Genomic DNA, 17,201 nt, shown 5'->3' with positions numbered 1-17,201 from the left:
ATCCTCGGCGAGGTCACGTCAACCGAATGCCGAAATTACTTCACCGAGGCTGGCTATGCCCAACCTAAATTCATCCCGCTCTAATAGAAGCCGCGTTACTGGATGTCTGTTACTGGATGTCTGCCGAGCGCTGGAACATGCGGGCAGCCCCCTGTGCAAACGATTTGACCGCTCTTGTGAACTTGACGCTGACCTTTGCGCCTGTGGCGTATGGCACGCCACGCGCCGGTCGGGGCTCAAGAAGGAACGCCTCTTGGAAGCCGGGGCGAAGATGCTGGCGATAGTGGGGCAATGTCTGACGCATCTGATTAATACAGATCGTGACGTTTTCTCGCGTCAGTGGATATTCCCCCGGCTCGCTTTTGATTGTCAGCAGAGTTTCGACAAGGGCGCGGTGTTGATCGGCGGAAGGGTTGGCAGTGTTCACAAGCCGGAGCGCTTCGACCAGAGGATATGGCAGGGATTCATTGCCGCCAGTCTGGCTGTAGTCGAAGCCATCGTCTGCTACGCCGATCATAGCCAGAAAATCGGAAAAGATTGAACCGCCTACCCACTGGGCGTGATCGTATGGGGCCAGCGTGAGATTGGGTACTTTCAGCCAACGCCGGAGGATGTCGATCTGAGATGGGTCGTAGGCGAACGGCCTCTCATTCAAGGGCCGTGTCCAGTGCCTGTCGTAGTGTCTGACCACCTCGTTAAAGGCCGAAATGATGATATCGCTGGGATGGCGGATGTAGGCAATTGTGCGAACGTCGTGGCCCTCGAGCAACGACAGAAACAGATCAAGATCGATATTGTGGTCACACAGCATTTCCGAGCTTATCAGTAGCGTCCGTTCCCCTGCCTCCTCCAGCGTCTTTGCAAGTCGGTCGGGACCGTAGTCCTCTGAATCGCGCAGGAACGCTGCAGCCAACGGATTGTGGTTCGGCCAGGCGGTGCTGGTCGGTTTGTAAAAGACACCACGGTCTGAGAGCAGTGCGGCGTTGCGATGCAGAAACGACTGCAACGCACTCGTGCCCGTCTTGTGAACGCCAATATGGAGAATGACCCGCATGGCTTGGTAAACCGCGATTCGGTTGTCGCAGCAACCCCACCATTCACTAAAAATCCCGCTGCATCAGCACCGACACTTGGAACGGGTCGAGTGTCGATCGATCATGTCCTACGATTTTCCAGCCGTCTCCAGCCAAAAAGTCTATCTCGCACGAGATGTCGCCATATGTTTCACCTTCGACCCCACCATGAGGAAGATAGGCAAATCCGTTGAGGCGGTGGTTCGACTGCATTTGTGCGGCGGTGGAAGTCTTTCGCATCCTATCGATGAACGGCCAGAATTCGATAGGCCGAATGGTGGCCACCAACAGCCCGTCAGGCTTGATGTGTTTACGAACTGCCGCGAGGCAGGCTTTCGCGGTTGAAGGGGCAAGATGTGTGAAAACCGAAAAGGCGAAGATCAAATCGAATTTTTGATCATCGACTGGTAGATCAGAAGGCATCCGGTCCGATAGAGCGAACTTACCAGGCAATCTTGCCTCTCGACATAGATTGAGAGATTTGTCCCAGGCGTCGACGCCCCATATGCTGGATGGATCGCTGTAGTAGTACATCATGCGCAAGATGCGCCCGTAGCCACATCCAAAGTCGAGGATATCAGAGCCCGCCAGCGGCTTTTTCGTATGTCGGGTGTAATTGTTTTCAAGTTGACGGGCAAACGACGCCGTTTGCCGGTACAGATCGAGACCGGATGCTCCGGTCCAGGTCTTCTGGACCTCGTCGCTGGCCATCGCCGGCAGAAGACGTGACAGACTGGGATAATCCTTGTTGGGCAAGGAAATCATAAGGAGGCCGAAGTCGTCCAGGCTCATTTGGCGTAGGAAGACGAGCGCCTCCTCAATGGTGCATCCGTCGGTAGCTGCACGTTCCGCGGCTTTCAAGTGTGGGAGGGCTATGGAAAACATGTGAATATTCTGGCTCTTTCTGGCTGTCTCTGAAGTTGCGTGACCGCGTAGCGTCCACCGGATTATGGTCAACCAATCTATAGTCAAAAAATCACCAAAAATACTAGCCAGACGGGACATAAAAGCACGGACACTGTTCCGTCGCCAAGAGTTCCGGCAGTACTTGAAAGGAAAGGCTCCATCAAGCTGACCGATGACGGCTGAAGCGAGTCCCCAAGGCCATGCCGGGCCGCTCGATATACCGATAGCTCAGTAACGATAGTGGTATCAACACCGCAAGGGTCGCTATCACTGAGGCAATGAACGACAGAGATGCACCACCGAAGGATGCGTAGATTGCTCGGTACAGACCCAAGCGATCCAGCATGACGATAACGATCGGATGCCAGAGGTAGATACTGAAACTGGCGTTACCGAGCAGCTTCGCGGCGGCGTTCACGAACCACCTTTGCGGATGCAGCGAAACTCCCACGACCGCACCTGTCAACGTCGCTGCCCAGACAGCTTTGATACCGGCACTGCCGCTTGGCCCCAGGATTGTCCCGAGGAATATTGCGATCTGGTTCGCAAAACAGATCAGGCAAATGATCGTCAAAAGGCTGGCGGCGAAGATTATTCGGCCGATCTCAGGCGAGGTACGACAAAGCCGCAGCCATATGAAATATCCTGCTATCCCTGCGGCGAAGTAGAAAAGGTGGGCCATCAGAGAGAGTTGTCCAAAGAGCGACAACGCCCCCTCCGTTGCCTGGAACGCCAGCGCCCAGTTTGCCGCCAAAAAAACTGCAACGGCAAAAAGCACCAGTGATCGTGCCAGCCCGGTGATGGCGAAAACCAGCAGCGGCAGGATGGCATAGAACGCCATTTCAACGCCGATCGACCATGAGGCCATAACGATGCCGCTGACATGCTGTGGAATGAAATTGAAGACGAACAGCGTCGAACTGATAACTTGGGAAAGTGGGAACGGTCTTCCCCCTAGCATCCAGAAAAGTAGATAGAAAAAAACTATCATAAAATAAAACAACGGCGCAATACGAAAAAAACGCCTGAGGTAGAATTCGCGCAATTCGGCCCGCGATCCAATCCTGCCGGCGTAGCCAACGAACAAACCGAACGCGCTGACGATGTAGAACAGCGGCACCCCGAAACCGAAATGCGTTGGGATGAAAGACAGATAGGTCGGTATCTGCAGCTTTGGCAGCGCAATCAGGTGGAAAAGCATGATCGCCAGGGCGGCATAGCAACGCATCGCCAAAAGCCCTGGCAAGTCGATTCGCGCCCGCGTCGTCTCTGCAGCTTGCCCTCTAAGTACCTCGACGTTCATACAATCTCCAATCGCTCGTGGATCGCTTCTAACTGCGAGAAACAGAACCTGCAACCGCAACGGAACAAAGCCTATTCCTAGCTACAGGAATCAACCATTGATGGTAACTCCTTGGCACTCGTACGAGAGGTCCAAGACGGCGTCTCAAACGCGACTTACCGACATATGCCAGATGTGGCACCGAGTTTTAGTTGGCGAATGACTGCGCCAAAAAATCTCTTCAATTCAGATCGTATTGACTTCGAGCGCTTAACAAAGCAAGGAGCGAGCGGCCCCAGGGTGTTCGTTAGGGTGAGGAATTGGCAGAGCTTCGCAGTCGCTTAGATACGATCGGCACGCTAGCTATTGTAGCAGGATACGTGACTATGGCAGGCGCTATGCCTGTCACCCTTCTGATGTATCAGGGCTATGACGACGGCCTTTTCATCAGACTTGCCAAAAACATTGCGCAAGGTGCTTGGCTTGGACCCTATGATCAGCTGACCCTCGTCAAGGGGCCTGGGTATCCAACATTCCTTGCCTTAAACAGTATCACCGGATTTCCAATCAATATCACCGAGGTCGCACTATACGGCTTCGCCTGCCTACTCTTCTCCCGTGTCGTGTCCGCGATCTTCGACAATCGGCGGTGGGCATATTATTTTGCGCTAATCACAATGCTGGCATGCCCGAGCATGTATTTATATAAGGACCGTGTAACGCGTGAGCTCTTCTATTCGTCGATAACTCTTATATTGATATCGTTGTGGATAAACATATTTATATGCAACCGCGATACGTTTAATAAAAGAACAGCGTTTGTGGCCGGTGGCCTTCTATTTCTATTTTGGATTACACGGGAAGAGGCAGTTTGGATTGTGCCCACTTTGATGCTGATTGCCATATTCCCGGCAATTCGCTCAAACGCTCGTGGTTGGCGAAAAATTCTGGGGCCAGCATCAGCAAATGTTGCCGTGATCCTGTTGTCGACCGCAATTTGTACAGGCGTCATCGCGTCGATCAATCTCGCAAAGTATGGGTCGACCACAATCTTAGAGATGACTAGCTCTGACTTTCAGAGTGCCATGCGGCAACTGCAGCGCGTCGGCGCACCTTACAGTAGAGCTTATGTGCCTGTCCCCAAGGAAGCGCGCTCCCAGATATATGCAGTTAGTCCCAGCTTTGCGAGCTTAAGGAACTATCTTGAAAGCCCACCAAATGCCGCAACCTGTAACTTGCTCCCGACAACATGTGGGGACATAGCTGGCGGATGGTTTATGTGGGCCTTCCGCGACGCCGCCGCCAGGGCCGGATATCACCGATCGCCCGCTACTGCCGCCCAATTTTACGAGAGCGTGGCTCGCGAGGTTTCAGCGGGATGCAGCAATGCCAAGTTGGTCTGTGCATCGTACTCATTACCTTTAATCCCGCATATCACCCGCGAGCAGTGGGAGCTGGTGCCGGATCGGGTCAGCAGAACCATAGGCATAATCGACTATGCTGCGCCATTTGCGATTGAACCCCCTCCAAGCGTGGCTCATCCCGATGACGCTATGGCTTTGTCGATACTAAATGACCCCCCGTTGGTGGCGCCGGATGGATCTATACAATTGTCCGCCACGCGAATGCTCGTCTATGGTCTGTGGAAAAAGATTATTTACGCAGCCGCCTATGTGATGAAGTTTGCCATACCTGTGGCCGGTATAGCGTTCGTCGCAAGCTTCATTATTGGCAGGCGAAGATTCCACGATCCTGTAAATTACATCGTTGTTTCATTGATCTTGGGGATTTTTGCGCGCAGCGTGATACTGATACTTATCGACATATCATCGTTTCCAGCAATTTATTACCCTCGTTTCGGTCTTACGAGCCTTCTTGTCTCCGCAGCTACTGTGTTGAGCATCGTGCAAGTGATGGTTATGATCCTCAACAAAAGGCCGATGCCATTTCCCTCTGCAATCGAGAGCGCTCGAACTCGATGACCTCTGCACCTGATCTGATACGGCGCCTATGCGCGTTCGGGGCCATTGGCCTGGGCTCAGCGCTTGGATATATTGTTGTCAGTACGGCTCTGGTGCATCTGGGATACCGCCCTTGGATCGTAAGCCCTTTGGTATATGGAGCATGCATACCCTTTGCCTATCTGGGCCAACGCAACCTGACGTTCAGATCGAAGTCCGACCATTCGTCGTCGCTGCCCAAATATCTGGCCATTCAGTTTGTGGGTCTCGCACTCGCAACAGCCATACCTGCTGTCGTTTCAGGGAACGTCCCGCCGGCCGTCTTGTTCGTGATTGTCACGGGCTTGGTCGCAGCTACCAACTATATTCTTCTGGCCCGATGGGCCTTCCCCACAAAATCGTGAGATCGTATGACCGTCGCCAAGGAAGTCCTCAACTCAGTCCACTCCAACGCAGTCTTCGGCAGACGAATTAGAGTGCTCGCCAGACACATCGCCGGTCATTTGGAAGCGGGGTCGGTGCTGGACGTTGGCTGTGGTGATGGAACGCTTGCAAAGTCCATCATGGAGATCAAACCCACTGTCCAAATCAAGGGTATCGACGTGTTCTTGCGACCGTCAGTAGCCATCCCCGCGACGATCTATGATGGCGTTACAATACCCTTTCCGGACAACTCAGTTGACTGGGTTACAATCGTCGATGTGCTTCATCATACCGACGATCCTTCGATCGTAATCGCTGAATGTGCACGAGTAGCAAGGCGAGGCGTAGTGATCAAAGACCACTTGCGCGACGGGTTTTTGGCAAACCAAACCTTGCGCTTCATGGACTGGGTAGGAAACCGCGGCCACGATGTGCGCCTGCCATATAATTATCTGTCATCAGGTGATTGGGGCCTCACCTTCAAGAATCTGGGGCTGGTGACTGTCAAAGCGAATAGAAGCCTCGGTATATATCCGCCTCCGTTCACATATCTGTTTGATCGTGGATTGCACTTTGTTGCAACTGTCGCAAAGCGACCGGCACGGACATAGGTCGTCCCGAACGCGATCATATCTGCATCTCGTCGGGCTAAATTTTCCACAATTCGTAAGGCTTGAGAATGAAAGAACATCTTTCGGACCTTTCCCATTCAGAGATGCAAAACGGAATCGAACTCACGATCCTTATGCCATGCCTGAATGAGGCCGAGACCCTCGCGATCTGCATCGACAAGGCCAGGCAATTCCTTAATCGCGCCTCCATTGTCGGTGAAGTCCTTATCGCTGACAACGGCAGCACGGATGGCTCAATCCAGATCGCCGAGTCGCATGGAGCGCGCGTGGTTCACGTCCCGACCCGTGGGTATGGCGCTGCGATTCTGCACGGGATCAACAATGCCCTTGGCGATTTTGTAATCGTGGGTGACTCCGACGATAGCTACGACTTCAGTCGGCTTGACCTGTTCGTCGCCGAGTTGCGTGCGGGCCATGATCTTGTCATGGGCAACAGATTCCTGGGCGGCATCGAATCTGGCGCCATGCCCTTTCTTCACCGCTACCTTGGAAATCCAGTTCTCTCGTTTCTGGGACGGCTGTTCTTCTCCTCGGGAATCCGTGACTTCCACTGCGGCCTGCGTGGCTTCCGTCGGACCGCGATACAAGAACTGGGGCTGAAGGCGACTGGCATGGAGTTCGCCAGTGAAATGATCGTTCGCGCCTCCTTGAAGCGGCTGCGGGTGACGGAGGTTCCGACGACGCTTTCTCCGGATGGGCGGTCAAGGCCACCTCATTTGCGTACATGGCGGGATGGTTGGCGTCACCTGCGCTATTTGTTGCTGAACAGCCCCAAATGGCTCTTCATCTACCCCGGCGCGGCCATCCTCGCCTTCGGATCTCTCTTGGCAGGGATTCTTGTGCAAGGCCCGGTGCATATCCTTCCGAACGTTACGATCGACACGCACAGTCTGATCGTGGGTTGCATGGCGATGCTGGTCGGGTCTTCGTGTATGTCCTTCGGACTGATCGCCCGGTCTTTTGCGATGGAGCGCGGATTCCTGCCGGTAAACCCGCGCGTGGCTCGAATCAAGGCGGCGGTGTCGCTCGAGAGAATGCTGTTGTTCTCGGGAGTGCTGATCCTCATCGGCTCGGTCGGTCTGGGGTATGCGGTCTGGACCTGGGCGGCCGCCAATTTCGGCCCGCTTACCTACAACAGTATGGTGCGCATGTTGACAGTTTCATGCACGCTCGTCGCCCTTGGTCTGCAGTTCGCCTTCACCGCCTTTCTCTGGGCACTTATCGATATAGAGGCGTGAACTTTGCCCCAATGTCGCCTGTGGGCGTCGATGGATGCTCGCTTCTGCAGCAAACGGGGCTAAGATTTGTTCAGGCCAATCTTGTCCTGGTTGGTGCGTCGGCGTAGTAGCGCCAACTAGTTCACTGAGCCGTAGAGGCGCGTCGGCAACGCAATGGCCAGTTCGGTCTGATTGATCGCCCGTAGAGCTCATTCGTTATGACTGTGGGACCTGCTTGCGTGAAGAGGATTATAGCTTAGCCACCTTTCCAGCGCGCACTCTTGGCTCTGTCGTTAGCGATTCTATCCGGCCGGCCCTGAGCGTCATTTTTTTCGTGCATACGCTTTGGATAAGGGCCTCACTGTGGCTCGCCAGAACGATGATGCCTGCCTTTTCCGCCAGTTCGTCCATGCGCCGTTTGGCCTTGTCCTGGAAGGAGGCGTCGCCGGCGCCGATCCACTCATCCATGAGCAAAATCTCCGGCTCGAGCGCGGTTGCCGCTGAAAAGGCTAGCCGCGCGGCCATGCCCTGACTGTAGGCCTTGAACGGCAAATCGATGAAATCCCCGAGTTCGCTGAAGGCAATGATATCCTCCATCTTCTCTTCGATCTCGGCTTCCGTCCATCCGCTGATCAGTCCACGCAGCACGATGTTCCGGCGCCCGGTGGCCTCACGACGGAAACCTATATTGATGTTGAATAGGGCGTCGACTTTGCCCTCAATCGCGACGCTTCCCGCGGACGGCTCGTAGATCCCGTAAAGCACCTTGAGAAGGGTGGTCTTGCCGGCGCCGTTCGGGCCGACCAGGCCCAAGCGGTCGCCAGCCTTCAATTCGAAGCTGACGCCGTCGAGCGCCTGCACGAACTGCTTTCTGCCAGAGCCTTCGATCCTGCCGCCTGGCCCAGCCACGCGCCGGTCCGGCGCGGAAAGCGTCAGCTTTTCGTGCAGCTTGTAAACAAGGCCAACATTGTCCAGCTTGATAGAAACCATCGAAAACTCAGATGATGAAGATGACTTGCTTGCGATACTGCCCAAGCAGCAGCAATGCAATCGCCCACGTAGCCAAAGATATGACGATGGTCACAGTGAAAGCATGAATTGGCAGTTCTCCATCCATGATGGGCAAACGGACGATCTCCAGAAAATAAGTGAACGGATTCCAGTGATAGGCATATTCTTGGACGCCGCCTTGCCCGTTGTACACCCAGAAAACAGGTGTGAAGAACATGCCGACTCGCAGTAAATTGCCAACAATGAACTGGCTGTCGGGAAAGAAAGCTCCGAGAAACGCGAATACGGTAATCATTGCCGGCGTAACCAGCAGTATAAGGAGCAATCCTGCGCCTGACCACAGCCACGAGGAAGTCACCGCGGGTCCACTCAACAGCAGAATGACAACACAACCTGCGATCGCATAGCCCGCCCTGATGGCGGATTGCAATGCCAGTCGCATCACATACACAAACAAAGGCAGCGTCGTGCCTTCGATGAAGCTCTCTTCGCGCTGAAAGAGCGACACGCTCATGGACATGACTTCCATCAGGTAGAACCATACCAGAAGGCCGATCGCGACATGGGCCGCATAGCCCGCTGCATCCTTGCCGGCGGGTTGGAACACGAAAACGAACGTGCCCACGAAGGCGAGGTAGTTGACCAGTAGCCAAAGCGGGCCGAGCGTCGTGCGTCTATGCTGGTCGCCGATGTCCTCATGGGCAAGCGCGATCCAGACCCGGTGTAATCTCATGGCTTTTGAGATGTCTTCAAAAGCGCCGTTTAGTGCTGCAATCATAGCTGGGAATATCGCAATCCGTTGTTCTGGCGCATTGTCCGTCGCTGGCCATGGCGAACCACCGAGCCCGTCCCTAATAGCCATTTCGACAGGCACATGGCAACGCATTGCGTCGTAACGAGGTCGGCGGCAGAGTCAACTGCGGCAAAACTGGATACACGCTGACGTTGCGGCGTGTGTACATCGCAAGCGCTGGATCGGCAACAGCATCCGGCTACAGGGCGTCAAGATTACTATTATGCGCGCGCTCTACCAAAAAACCTCTGGCTATGCCGTCAACCCCGCAGTATGCGATACAGGACGGCGGGGGCCGGGAATAGCACTTTTGAGAAAGTGGTCACGAAGCATCTTCGCGTTTGCATCTTGGCGGTGTTCGTATCCGTGAGCCTGGAGTCTAGTGCCTTCCGATGAATTCTTACCTCCAAGCAGTATTGGGACTTCGGCCGCAGGTGCGGCGCGCCTTCATCATGGTCCAGGACGTGATCATGGTCCTGGTCGCCGTGGCGCTCAGCCTCGTGCTTTCGCGGTCGGATCTTTCGTTCGAACCGCTGTCCAACGAGGGTTTGGCAACCTGGGCGGCCATTGTTCTCATCAGCCATCTGCTGTTCAGATATTCTGGCCTCTACACGACCGTCTGGCGCTTTGCCTCGACGCCGGACTTTTTCAACATCCTGAAGAGCTGCGCGATTTTGACGCTCGCTCTGTATGCCACTTCGCTGCTGGTTCGAACCTTCCAACCGGTGCAGGGGCTCAACGAGCGCCAGTTCATCGTCTTCTTCCTCGTCTCCTTCACGATCATTTCGGCGCCGCGGCTGTTCTACCGCTTCCTGCGTGACGGCGCGAGCTGGGGCATTCTGAGCCGCAAGACCGGCGAGACCGAGGTCAAGCGCGCGCTGTTCGTCGGCCGGCTCGGCGAGGCCGACCTGATCATTCGCTTCACGCGCACGGCGCAGCCGGCGGACTATTCCATCGCCGGCATCATGGCGACCGAACGCGGCGCGCCGTTGGGCACGCGCATACAGGGTGTTCCCGTGGTGGCGACCCTGCCGCGTCTGATCGACGTTTTGGAAGACTATGCGAGCGGCACCAAAAGCCTGGACCTGCTGATTTTCGGCAGCGGCGCCGAGCACGAGATCGAGGACTATTCGGAACTCGTCCGCGTCGCCCGGCACGGCGACATCAATGTGGTGCAGTTCTCCGGTCTTTCGGAGCTGGAACGGCACGGTAAGCTGGTTCTCGACACCGTCGAGATGGAAACGATCCTGCGCCGTCCGACAGTCGCGTCCGATATCGAGCGCATCGGCGCTTTTATCGGCGGCAAGCGTGTCCTGGTCACGGGCGGCGCCGGCTCGATCGGCCGAACGCTGGTCAAACGGTCGCTGGAACTGGGAGCCGAGGAGGTGCTGGTCGCCGACAATTCCGAGTTCGGCATCTTCCAGCTCAGTCAGTATATTGACGAGAACGACCACGACCGCCTCAAGGTCCGTATCGTCGATGTCGCGGACCGGCGCCAGATAACGCGGGTCGTCACGGAATTCCGGCCTGATATCATTTTTCATGCCGCCGCGCTCAAACACGTTCCGCTGCTCGAGGAGAACTGGGATTCGGCCATCCAGACCAATATTTTCGGAACGCTCGTTTGTGCCGAGGTCGCCGCCAAATGCGGGGTCGCGCAATTTGTCCTGATATCGAGCGACAAGGCGGTGGATCCCTCATCGGTGCTTGGCATGACGAAGCGGGCCGCCGAACAGATCGTCAGCGCCTTGCATGGGACGCCGGCGGCCGAGCCGGGCGGGCGTCGCTCCGCCACCAAGTTCATAGCCGTGCGGTTCGGCAATGTCTTTGGCAGCAATGGTTCGGTTGCGACCATATTCCAGGCGCAGATCGAGGCCGGGGGGCCAGTCACCATCACCGACCAGCGCATGACACGCTATTTCATGACCGTGGCCGAAGCCGTCGATCTCGTCATCATGTCGGCGGCCGATGCCGCGTCGCGGCAGAGCGGGGACGATTATGCCGTCTATATGCTCGACATGGGCAAGCCGGTGCCGATTCTTGAAGTGGCCGAAACGATGATCCGCCTGTCCGGAAAGAGCCCGTACAAGGACATCGCAATCAGGTTCACCGGTATAAGGCCTGGCGAAAAGCTCCACGAAACGCTGCATGGCGAAGACGAGGAACTCGTCGAACTCGACATTTCGAAGATTTTTGGCCTCAGCACGGACGTCGTGGAATGGTCGGATGTCCAGGTCGCGCTCACGGCGCTGCAGCAGGCAGCAGAAAATCAGGACAAGGCTGCCGCGCTCGCCGTGCTGGCAGGCCTTGACCGCGCCAAGAAGGCCAGGGGAAGCATTCATCAAGATGCGATCCCGAAAACGGTCGGGCAGGCGGGCTAAGCCGCTCTTCTTCCGACGCGACCATGATATGGGATCCGGAAATCTCTGGCATATGCAAGGTGTTTGACGTTCGTGGATAAAGCAGACCTGCGCATCGCAGTCCTGATGGGCACGAAAGATGGCGCCGCCTTCATCGATGAGCAGCTGCAGTCGCTGCTCGCCCAGTCGCACCGTCTGGTCGACCTGTGGATATCCGACGATGGTTCCATCGATGGTACGACCGCGATTATCGAGGCATGGCAATCCCGCTGGCCCAAGGGTCGAATGACCCTTGTGGAGGGGCCGCGGCAAGGATTCGCGGCCAATTTCCGGTCGATGATCCTTGATCGACGTATCGATGCGGACGGCTATGCCTTCTGCGACCAGGACGATATCTGGGAGCCCGACAGGCTGGAAAGCGCCATCCGCTGGATGCAGGCCCATGACGCAAAAACGCCGCTGATGTTTTGCTCGCGAACCGCGACCATGACGGAAACGGGAAGCCTTGTAGGCCATTCGCCGCTGTTTGACCGGCCGCCGTCCTTTCGCAACGCGCTTGTGCAAAGCATCGCCGGCGGCAACACCATCCTGCTCAACGCCGCGGCACGCAACCTGCTGGCCAGGGCCTGCGCGCGGACCGCGTTCGTCAGCCATGACTGGTGGGCCTATCTCATCGTGACCGCAGCCGGCGGCATCGTCCACTACGATCCGCGGCCACTGGTGCGCTACCGGCAGCACGCGGCAAACCTGGTTGGAGCCAACGTGTCGTGGAAGGCAAGGGCTTCCCGGCTTGGCCGCCTGTTCAAGGGCGAGTTTGCCGGCTGGACGGACCTCAACCTTGACGGTCTTGCCGTCAATCGCGACCTGCTGACCGAGGACGCGGCGGCGTGCCTCGACCTGTTCATCCGCGGGCGGGAGGGCGGTCTTTTCCGCCGCTTGGCTGGCTTGCGCAAAAGCGGTGTCTATCGGCAGACGGTTTCCGGCACCCTGGGGCTCTATCTCGCTTTCATCGTCGGACGCATCTGAGCATCGAACGGCTGCGTGATGCGCTTGGTCAAGAGATGAGCTCATGCTACGTCGACGCGATTGTCAGGCCTCGCCTGTGGCGTCGCCTCGGGACTTTGGCAGGGAGCATGATCGGTCGTTCATGAAGGCAACCAAGCACATCTTCGATCTTGCCGGTGCGGCTCTGCTGCTGGTGGTCACATCTCCCGTTTTGGCGCTTGCCGTCCTTGCCGTTCGGGTCTCGTCACCCGGTCCGGCTATCTTTTCGCAGACGCGGGTCGGCCGCGACGGGCGGCTTTTTCGCTGTCACAAATTGCGCACAATGTATGTCGGGACCCCGTCATTGCCCTCGCATGAGGCACCACCGAATTCCGTGACATCGGTCGGAAAAGTCCTGCGGAAGTTCAAGCTCGATGAGTTGCCGCAATTCTGGAACGTTCTGAAGGGCGAGATGAGCCTGGTCGGCCCGCGCCCCTGTCTGCCGACCCAAGCGGAATTGATCGAGTGCCGCAGGCGGCTGGGGGTTCTGGCGGCGCTCCCGGGCATTACTGGCCTGGCCCAGATCAAGGGCATCGACATGTCGAACCCGAAGCTTCTAGCTGAAACGGATGCCGCCTATCTCGGTGCGGCGTCATTCTGGCTCGACCTTCGGATTCTGCTTGGAACGTTCTATCGAAGCTGACTGGCCATCATCATGGTCAAACAAGGAGTCGGGATTTACCAAGCCGCGCTAGCTCCGCCAGCCTTTCCAGCGTGCCGGTTTCAGGCCTCCACCCCTGCGATATCAGCAGGGCAGGGTCGCATATCTGTGTCGCGGTCAGACTGTCCCAAAACGCCCGCCTGCCCAGCACGGCCGCCGCCGGTCGTATCAGGCCGGCTGGTATGGCCATCACACGCATCGGCCGCCCGAAACCTCTGCGAAACGCGGCGATGATGGCCTCGACTGCGATCGGCGACACATCGGCGCCGACATAGATCTGACGAAGTGACCCCGAATGGCTCAAAAGGTGCGACACCGCCCGCACTGCCGCCCCGGATGACATCAGCGAGCGGATTCCCGTCAGGGCGCCCGTCGGCAGCGGCAGCGCCGTATCAGCAAGGCGCATCAGCGTCGCGAGATTGCCCTTCATGCCGTTTCCATAGACCGGGGGCAGGCGCAACACGGCGGCGTCGGAGCGGCCTTGCGACGCATAGGCGCCCAAAACCTCAATCTCGCCTTCGCGTTTGGAGCGTCCATAGACGCATTGCGGGGCAGGAAGCGTGTTTTCGTCGATCGTTGCGCTGACGCGAGCACCGACCACGGCCCGGATCGAGGAGAGATGGATGAAGCGTCCGCTTACTTGTGCCGCCGCCGCATGCGCCAGCCGCGCGCTCAATTCCACATTGGCCGCCCAATAGTCGGCTTCGGTGGCATTGCCCCGATCATTATTGAGGCCGGCACAATGGACGACGTGGGTCACATCCCTGGTGAGTGCCAGGAAGGCCGCGGCCGGTGCATCGAAATTGGGCATCAGCACCGCGCCATCCCCCGATCCAAGCCTTTCCGGATGGCGGGAAGCGAGACGAAGCTCGGCGCCGGCTTGGCGAAGTTTTTGCACGATAAGGCGCCCGATGAAACCCGTCGCGCCCGTGACCAGGACCTTCATCGCCTTGCCCGCAACAGCTCTTGGGTGGCTGCCGGAAGCTCCTGCTCTTCCATTACTGGTGGAGGTGCATGCTTTGCCGTCAACGGAGCCTGACGGCCGGAGGCAAGATACGTTCCACACACCAGGAAGACCATCAGCACTGAGTCCAGAATGTCATGGCCGACCAGGATGCCCGTCATTCCGGCCGTGAGATAGGTTATCACCACGACGACAATCATGGTGGCGCCGAACCGTTCGACCGGATCACTGCTGTTTCGCAAGACCCGGGCGGCATTTCCAGCGGCAACGACAAAGATCGCCGCCAGCGTCACGGCGCCCAGAATTCCGGCCTGCACCAAAGCAGTCAGGAAGCCGTTGTGGAAATGATTGAAGCCGGCGTCCATCGCGAACTGATCATGAAAGCCTTGCTTGATCAAAGACTGGGTCGCACCCACCCCATGTCCGAACAGCGGCATGTCATGGAATGCTTTGAGGCCGATCTCCCAAAGCGCAACACGTATTCCCAACGAACTGTCGTAATTGCGCTGCGCGCCCAGCGCATTCCAATCGGAGTGCAGAAAGTCGACGCGCCCGGATATCGCCTGGAAGCCGAAGGCGGCGACCACGACGCCGACTGCCACCAGCAGCAGAAGCACACGAGCGGCATTCCTGCCTCTGAGCTTCTGCCGGTTGATAAGCAAAACAGCGATGCCGGCAATCAGCAGTGCCAGCCAAACGATACGCGAACCGGAATAGATCATGGCGATCGTCCCGGCCAGCGCGGCGTGGAAGATGGGACTCCGGGCTCGCTCTATGCCTGACAAGGCACCGGCCACACAGACCATCACGGCAAGGCAGAGCACGGTTGCAAAGATGATCGGATTGCCGGCCCCGCCCTCGGCCCTGACCCCAATCCAATATTGCTGGATGACAGCCATCGGCAGCGCGACAAAACAGGCGACCATGCTGCTGAGTACGACGATGCGGGCAAGCGTGGTTTTCTGCGTGATGCTCCAGGTCGAATAGGAGACGGGGAAAAACAGGAACGTGATGAGCGGGATAAGGTGCGGCGCATCGCGGACGAACGAATTGTTGACGACGGTGGCCAGGAGATTGGCCGCGCAGTAGGCATAGATCGCGACTGTCAGCCAGATCACCGGCCGGTCTGCGTTAAAGCACCTTTTCCCAGATGCAATCAGTACGATGGAAGCTAGGGCCCCGCCATTGAAAACAAAACTGACCACCGATCCCAGAACCGGTGGAAAAAAGAAGCAAAGAATGGAGAAGTAGATATTGATCCACGAAGGCGTGAATTGCTGTCTCAGGGATGAAAGCCGGTTCAATTGTCGGGCTCGCTATTTTTCGGGAAGTTCATGCGGCGGATCTTGTCTGGCGAAGTAGAATGCCTCGCCCCGAATTACCACCCTTCATCATGCACTTGCCCGCTTCCCAAGGCTGGTATAGCGGCTGGGTTCGCTTTTCGAAAGTGTGTCGGGCCGCTTGCCGCTGAAAAATCGGCAGCCTGCGCCGATCGATCTGGAGAATTCCTGGGAAGGGCAGTCGCATGTCTATCCAAGCAATATTTTTCCCGGGGTTTCCCGGACGTCTGACCCACGAGCAGGAATTTCCGGGTTTGGCGGCATCCTTGGAAAATTCATTCCCGAACCGTGCGTCGGCGCGCCAGTCTTGCATTGTTCTTGGCAACGGCGATCTGCTAGAACGCCGGCTTGAGAGAGATTGTCCAGAAGCAGGGCTTGAACCGGGCGCAAAAAGCTCGATGATTTGAGGCGAAGTCTTCTGTTGGAAGGTACGAAAGAACGCTCACAGTCCATGACAACAGAGCTTACGCATCTTCAGCGGCTTGAAGCCGAATCCATTCACATATTCCGCGAGGTTGCGGCCGTCTTTTCCAAGCCGGTTATGCTCTATTCGGTCGGCAAGGATTCATCCGTGCTGATGCATCTGGCGATGAAGGCGTTTTATCCCGCCAAGCCGCCTTTCCCATTTCTCCACGTCGATACGACGTGGAAGTTTCGTGAGATGATCGCCTTTCGTGATCTGATGGCGCAAAAACTCGGCTTCGATCTCCTGGTTCACGTCAATGAAGATGGCGTGCGCGACAACATCAATCCGTTCGATCATGGCTCGAACACGCACACCCATGTGATGAAGACAGTGGCGCTGCGCCAGGCGCTCGACAAATACGGTTTCGACGCGGCCTTTGGCGGCGCTCGTCGCGACGAGGAGAAGTCTCGCGCCAAGGAGCGCATCTTTTCCTTCCGCAACGCCCAGCATGTGTGGGATCCCAAGAACCAACGCCCCGAGATGTGGAAGATATTCAACACCCGTGTTGCATCGGGTGAATCGATCCGCGTCTTTCCGCTCTCGAACTGGACCGAACTCGACATCTGGCAGTACATCCTGCAGGAGAGTATCCCGATCGTGCCGCTCTATTTCGCCAAGGAACGGCCGGTGGTGGAGCGCGACGGCATGCTGATCCTGCGCGATGACGAGCGCATGAAACTGCGCCCCGGCGAGACGGTGGAGAACCGGCTGGTGCGTTTCCGCACGCTGGGCTGCTATCCGCTGACCGGTGCAATCGAATCGGGTGCCGACACGCTGGAAGCCATCGTCGGTGAAATGCTGACCGCGCGCACCTCCGAACGGCAGGGTCGCCTGATCGACCGCGACGAAGCCGGCTCGATGGAAAAGAAGAAGCGCGAGGGGTACTTTTGACCATGCGCCACATCATGGCAAAGAGCCTCGCACCCACCGACGGCGTCCGCGATTATCTGGCGGCGCAGGAGAAGAAGTCGCTGCTGCGCTTTCTGACCTGCGGTTCGGTCGATGACGGCAAGTCGACGCTGATCGGGCGCCTGCTTTCCGACACCAAGCAGATTTTCGAGGACCAGC

The 17,201-nt window shown here is 57.1% G+C and carries 16 protein-coding genes; 9 read left to right on the top strand and 7 right to left on the bottom strand.

Annotation, left to right across the window (positions count from 1 at the left end; all coding sequences use genetic code 11):
* Nucleotides 1-109: 109 nt before the first annotated feature.
* The 3 genes from NKH57_RS31175 to NKH57_RS31165 form a co-directional block, all read right to left on the bottom strand.
* Entirely contained in the window at nucleotides 110-1,054 is a 945-nt protein-coding gene (locus NKH57_RS31175) for a hypothetical protein (protein ID WP_352950045.1), read from the bottom strand.
* Nucleotides 1,055-1,100: 46 nt separating this feature from the next.
* Entirely contained in the window at nucleotides 1,101-1,958 is an 858-nt protein-coding gene (locus NKH57_RS31170; RefSeq protein WP_352950043.1) for a class I SAM-dependent methyltransferase, read from the bottom strand.
* A gap of 181 nt (nucleotides 1,959-2,139) precedes the next feature.
* On the bottom strand, nucleotides 2,140-3,282 hold the full coding sequence (locus NKH57_RS31165; protein WP_352950041.1) for an acyltransferase family protein: 1,143 nt from the start codon (nucleotides 3,280-3,282) through the stop codon (nucleotides 2,140-2,142).
* Between the two features lie 299 nt (nucleotides 3,283-3,581).
* Here NKH57_RS31165 and NKH57_RS31160 point away from each other — a divergent pair, with 299 nt between their 5' ends.
* The 4 genes from NKH57_RS31160 to NKH57_RS31145 all read left to right on the top strand — a co-directional run bounded on the left by NKH57_RS31160 (nucleotide 3,582) and on the right by NKH57_RS31145 (nucleotide 7,515).
* Nucleotides 3,582-5,243: a hypothetical protein gene (locus NKH57_RS31160; RefSeq protein ID WP_352950039.1), complete on the top strand. Its 1,662-nt coding sequence runs from the start codon at nucleotides 3,582-3,584 to the stop codon at nucleotides 5,241-5,243.
* Complete coding sequence (locus NKH57_RS31155) at nucleotides 5,240-5,626, top strand: GtrA family protein (protein ID WP_352950037.1); 387 nt, start codon at nucleotides 5,240-5,242, stop codon at nucleotides 5,624-5,626. Before NKH57_RS31160 ends, NKH57_RS31155 begins: the two co-directional genes overlap by 4 nt.
* Nucleotides 5,627-5,632: 6 nt before the next feature.
* Nucleotides 5,633-6,256 (top strand): class I SAM-dependent methyltransferase, encoded by a 624-nt coding sequence (locus NKH57_RS31150; protein WP_352950035.1) that lies wholly within the window; start codon nucleotides 5,633-5,635, stop codon nucleotides 6,254-6,256.
* A 68-nt stretch (nucleotides 6,257-6,324) separates the two neighbouring features.
* Nucleotides 6,325-7,515 (top strand): glycosyltransferase family 2 protein, encoded by a 1,191-nt coding sequence (locus tag NKH57_RS31145; RefSeq protein ID WP_352950033.1) that lies wholly within the window; start codon nucleotides 6,325-6,327, stop codon nucleotides 7,513-7,515.
* Nucleotides 7,516-7,743: 228 nt separating this feature from the next.
* Here NKH57_RS31145 and NKH57_RS31140 read toward each other — a convergent pair whose 3' ends face one another.
* Together NKH57_RS31140 and NKH57_RS31135 are read right to left on the bottom strand one after the other, a co-directional pair.
* Nucleotides 7,744-8,355 carry an ABC transporter ATP-binding protein gene (locus NKH57_RS31140; protein ID WP_352950031.1) on the bottom strand — a complete coding sequence of 204 codons (612 nt, stop codon included), beginning with the start codon at nucleotides 8,353-8,355 and terminating at the stop codon, nucleotides 7,744-7,746.
* A gap of 136 nt (nucleotides 8,356-8,491) precedes the next feature.
* Nucleotides 8,492-9,283 carry an ABC transporter permease gene (locus tag NKH57_RS31135; protein WP_352950029.1) on the bottom strand — a complete coding sequence of 264 codons (792 nt, stop codon included), beginning with the start codon at nucleotides 9,281-9,283 and terminating at the stop codon, nucleotides 8,492-8,494.
* 407 nt (nucleotides 9,284-9,690) lie between these two features.
* Between NKH57_RS31135 and NKH57_RS31130 the strand changes: the two genes are divergently transcribed.
* The 3 genes from NKH57_RS31130 (at nucleotide 9,691) to NKH57_RS31120 (ending at nucleotide 13,345) form a co-directional block, all read left to right on the top strand.
* Entirely contained in the window at nucleotides 9,691-11,679 is a 1,989-nt protein-coding gene (locus tag NKH57_RS31130; protein WP_352950027.1) for an SDR family NAD(P)-dependent oxidoreductase, read from the top strand.
* 72 nt (nucleotides 11,680-11,751) lie between these two features.
* The gene (locus NKH57_RS31125; protein WP_352950025.1) at nucleotides 11,752-12,684 is read left to right on the top strand and encodes a glycosyltransferase family 2 protein; all 933 of its coding nucleotides are present in this window, start codon (nucleotides 11,752-11,754) and stop codon (nucleotides 12,682-12,684) included.
* Nucleotides 12,685-12,805: 121 nt separating this feature from the next.
* Nucleotides 12,806-13,345, top strand: a complete 540-nt coding sequence (locus NKH57_RS31120) for a sugar transferase (protein WP_352608131.1) — start codon at nucleotides 12,806-12,808, stop codon at nucleotides 13,343-13,345.
* 16 nt (nucleotides 13,346-13,361) lie between these two features.
* On the opposite strand, the gene NKH57_RS31115 is transcribed toward NKH57_RS31120, so the two are convergent.
* A complete protein-coding gene (locus tag NKH57_RS31115; protein WP_352950023.1) occupies nucleotides 13,362-14,309 on the bottom strand; it encodes an NAD-dependent epimerase/dehydratase family protein in 948 nt (315 codons plus the stop codon).
* Complete coding sequence (locus NKH57_RS31110; protein WP_352950021.1) at nucleotides 14,306-15,631, bottom strand: O-antigen ligase family protein; 1,326 nt, start codon at nucleotides 15,629-15,631, stop codon at nucleotides 14,306-14,308. Before NKH57_RS31110 ends, NKH57_RS31115 begins: the two co-directional genes overlap by 4 nt.
* Nucleotides 15,632-15,852: 221 nt before the next feature.
* Between NKH57_RS31110 and NKH57_RS31105 the strand changes: the two genes are divergently transcribed.
* Both NKH57_RS31105 and cysD read left to right on the top strand, forming a co-directional pair.
* Complete coding sequence (locus tag NKH57_RS31105; protein WP_352950019.1) at nucleotides 15,853-16,074, top strand: hypothetical protein; 222 nt, start codon at nucleotides 15,853-15,855, stop codon at nucleotides 16,072-16,074.
* A 44-nt stretch (nucleotides 16,075-16,118) separates the two neighbouring features.
* Entirely contained in the window at nucleotides 16,119-17,024 is a 906-nt protein-coding gene (gene cysD / locus NKH57_RS31100) for a sulfate adenylyltransferase subunit CysD (RefSeq protein WP_352735010.1), read from the top strand.
* Nucleotides 17,025-17,201: the final 177 nt, after the last annotated feature.

Source organism: Mesorhizobium sp. M1050 (assembly GCF_040318715.1).
In the GTDB taxonomy this organism is placed as follows: Bacteria; Pseudomonadota; Alphaproteobacteria; order Rhizobiales; family Rhizobiaceae; genus Mesorhizobium.
This window is presented reverse-complemented; position numbering and strand designations above follow the sequence as displayed.

Coding starts and splice junctions, on each gene's coding strand:
- cysD (WP_352735010.1), top strand. CDS start 16,119: ATGACAACAGAGCTTACGCATCTTCAGCGGCTTGAAGCCGAATCCATT.
- NKH57_RS31175 (WP_352950045.1), bottom strand. CDS start 1,054: ATGCGGGTCATTCTCCATATTGGCGTTCACAAGACGGGCACGAGTGCG.
- NKH57_RS31165 (WP_352950041.1), bottom strand. CDS start 3,282: ATGAACGTCGAGGTACTTAGAGGGCAAGCTGCAGAGACGACGCGGGCG.
- NKH57_RS31155 (WP_352950037.1), top strand. CDS start 5,240: ATGACCTCTGCACCTGATCTGATACGGCGCCTATGCGCGTTCGGGGCC.
- NKH57_RS31135 (WP_352950029.1), bottom strand. CDS start 9,283: ATGATTGCAGCACTAAACGGCGCTTTTGAAGACATCTCAAAAGCCATG.
- NKH57_RS31130 (WP_352950027.1), top strand. CDS start 9,691: ATGAATTCTTACCTCCAAGCAGTATTGGGACTTCGGCCGCAGGTGCGG.
- NKH57_RS31150 (WP_352950035.1), top strand. CDS start 5,633: ATGACCGTCGCCAAGGAAGTCCTCAACTCAGTCCACTCCAACGCAGTC.
- NKH57_RS31170 (WP_352950043.1), bottom strand. CDS start 1,958: ATGTTTTCCATAGCCCTCCCACACTTGAAAGCCGCGGAACGTGCAGCT.
- NKH57_RS31115 (WP_352950023.1), bottom strand. CDS start 14,309: ATGAAGGTCCTGGTCACGGGCGCGACGGGTTTCATCGGGCGCCTTATC.
- NKH57_RS31120 (WP_352608131.1), top strand. CDS start 12,806: ATGAAGGCAACCAAGCACATCTTCGATCTTGCCGGTGCGGCTCTGCTG.
- NKH57_RS31105 (WP_352950019.1), top strand. CDS start 15,853: ATGTCTATCCAAGCAATATTTTTCCCGGGGTTTCCCGGACGTCTGACC.
- NKH57_RS31145 (WP_352950033.1), top strand. CDS start 6,325: ATGAAAGAACATCTTTCGGACCTTTCCCATTCAGAGATGCAAAACGGA.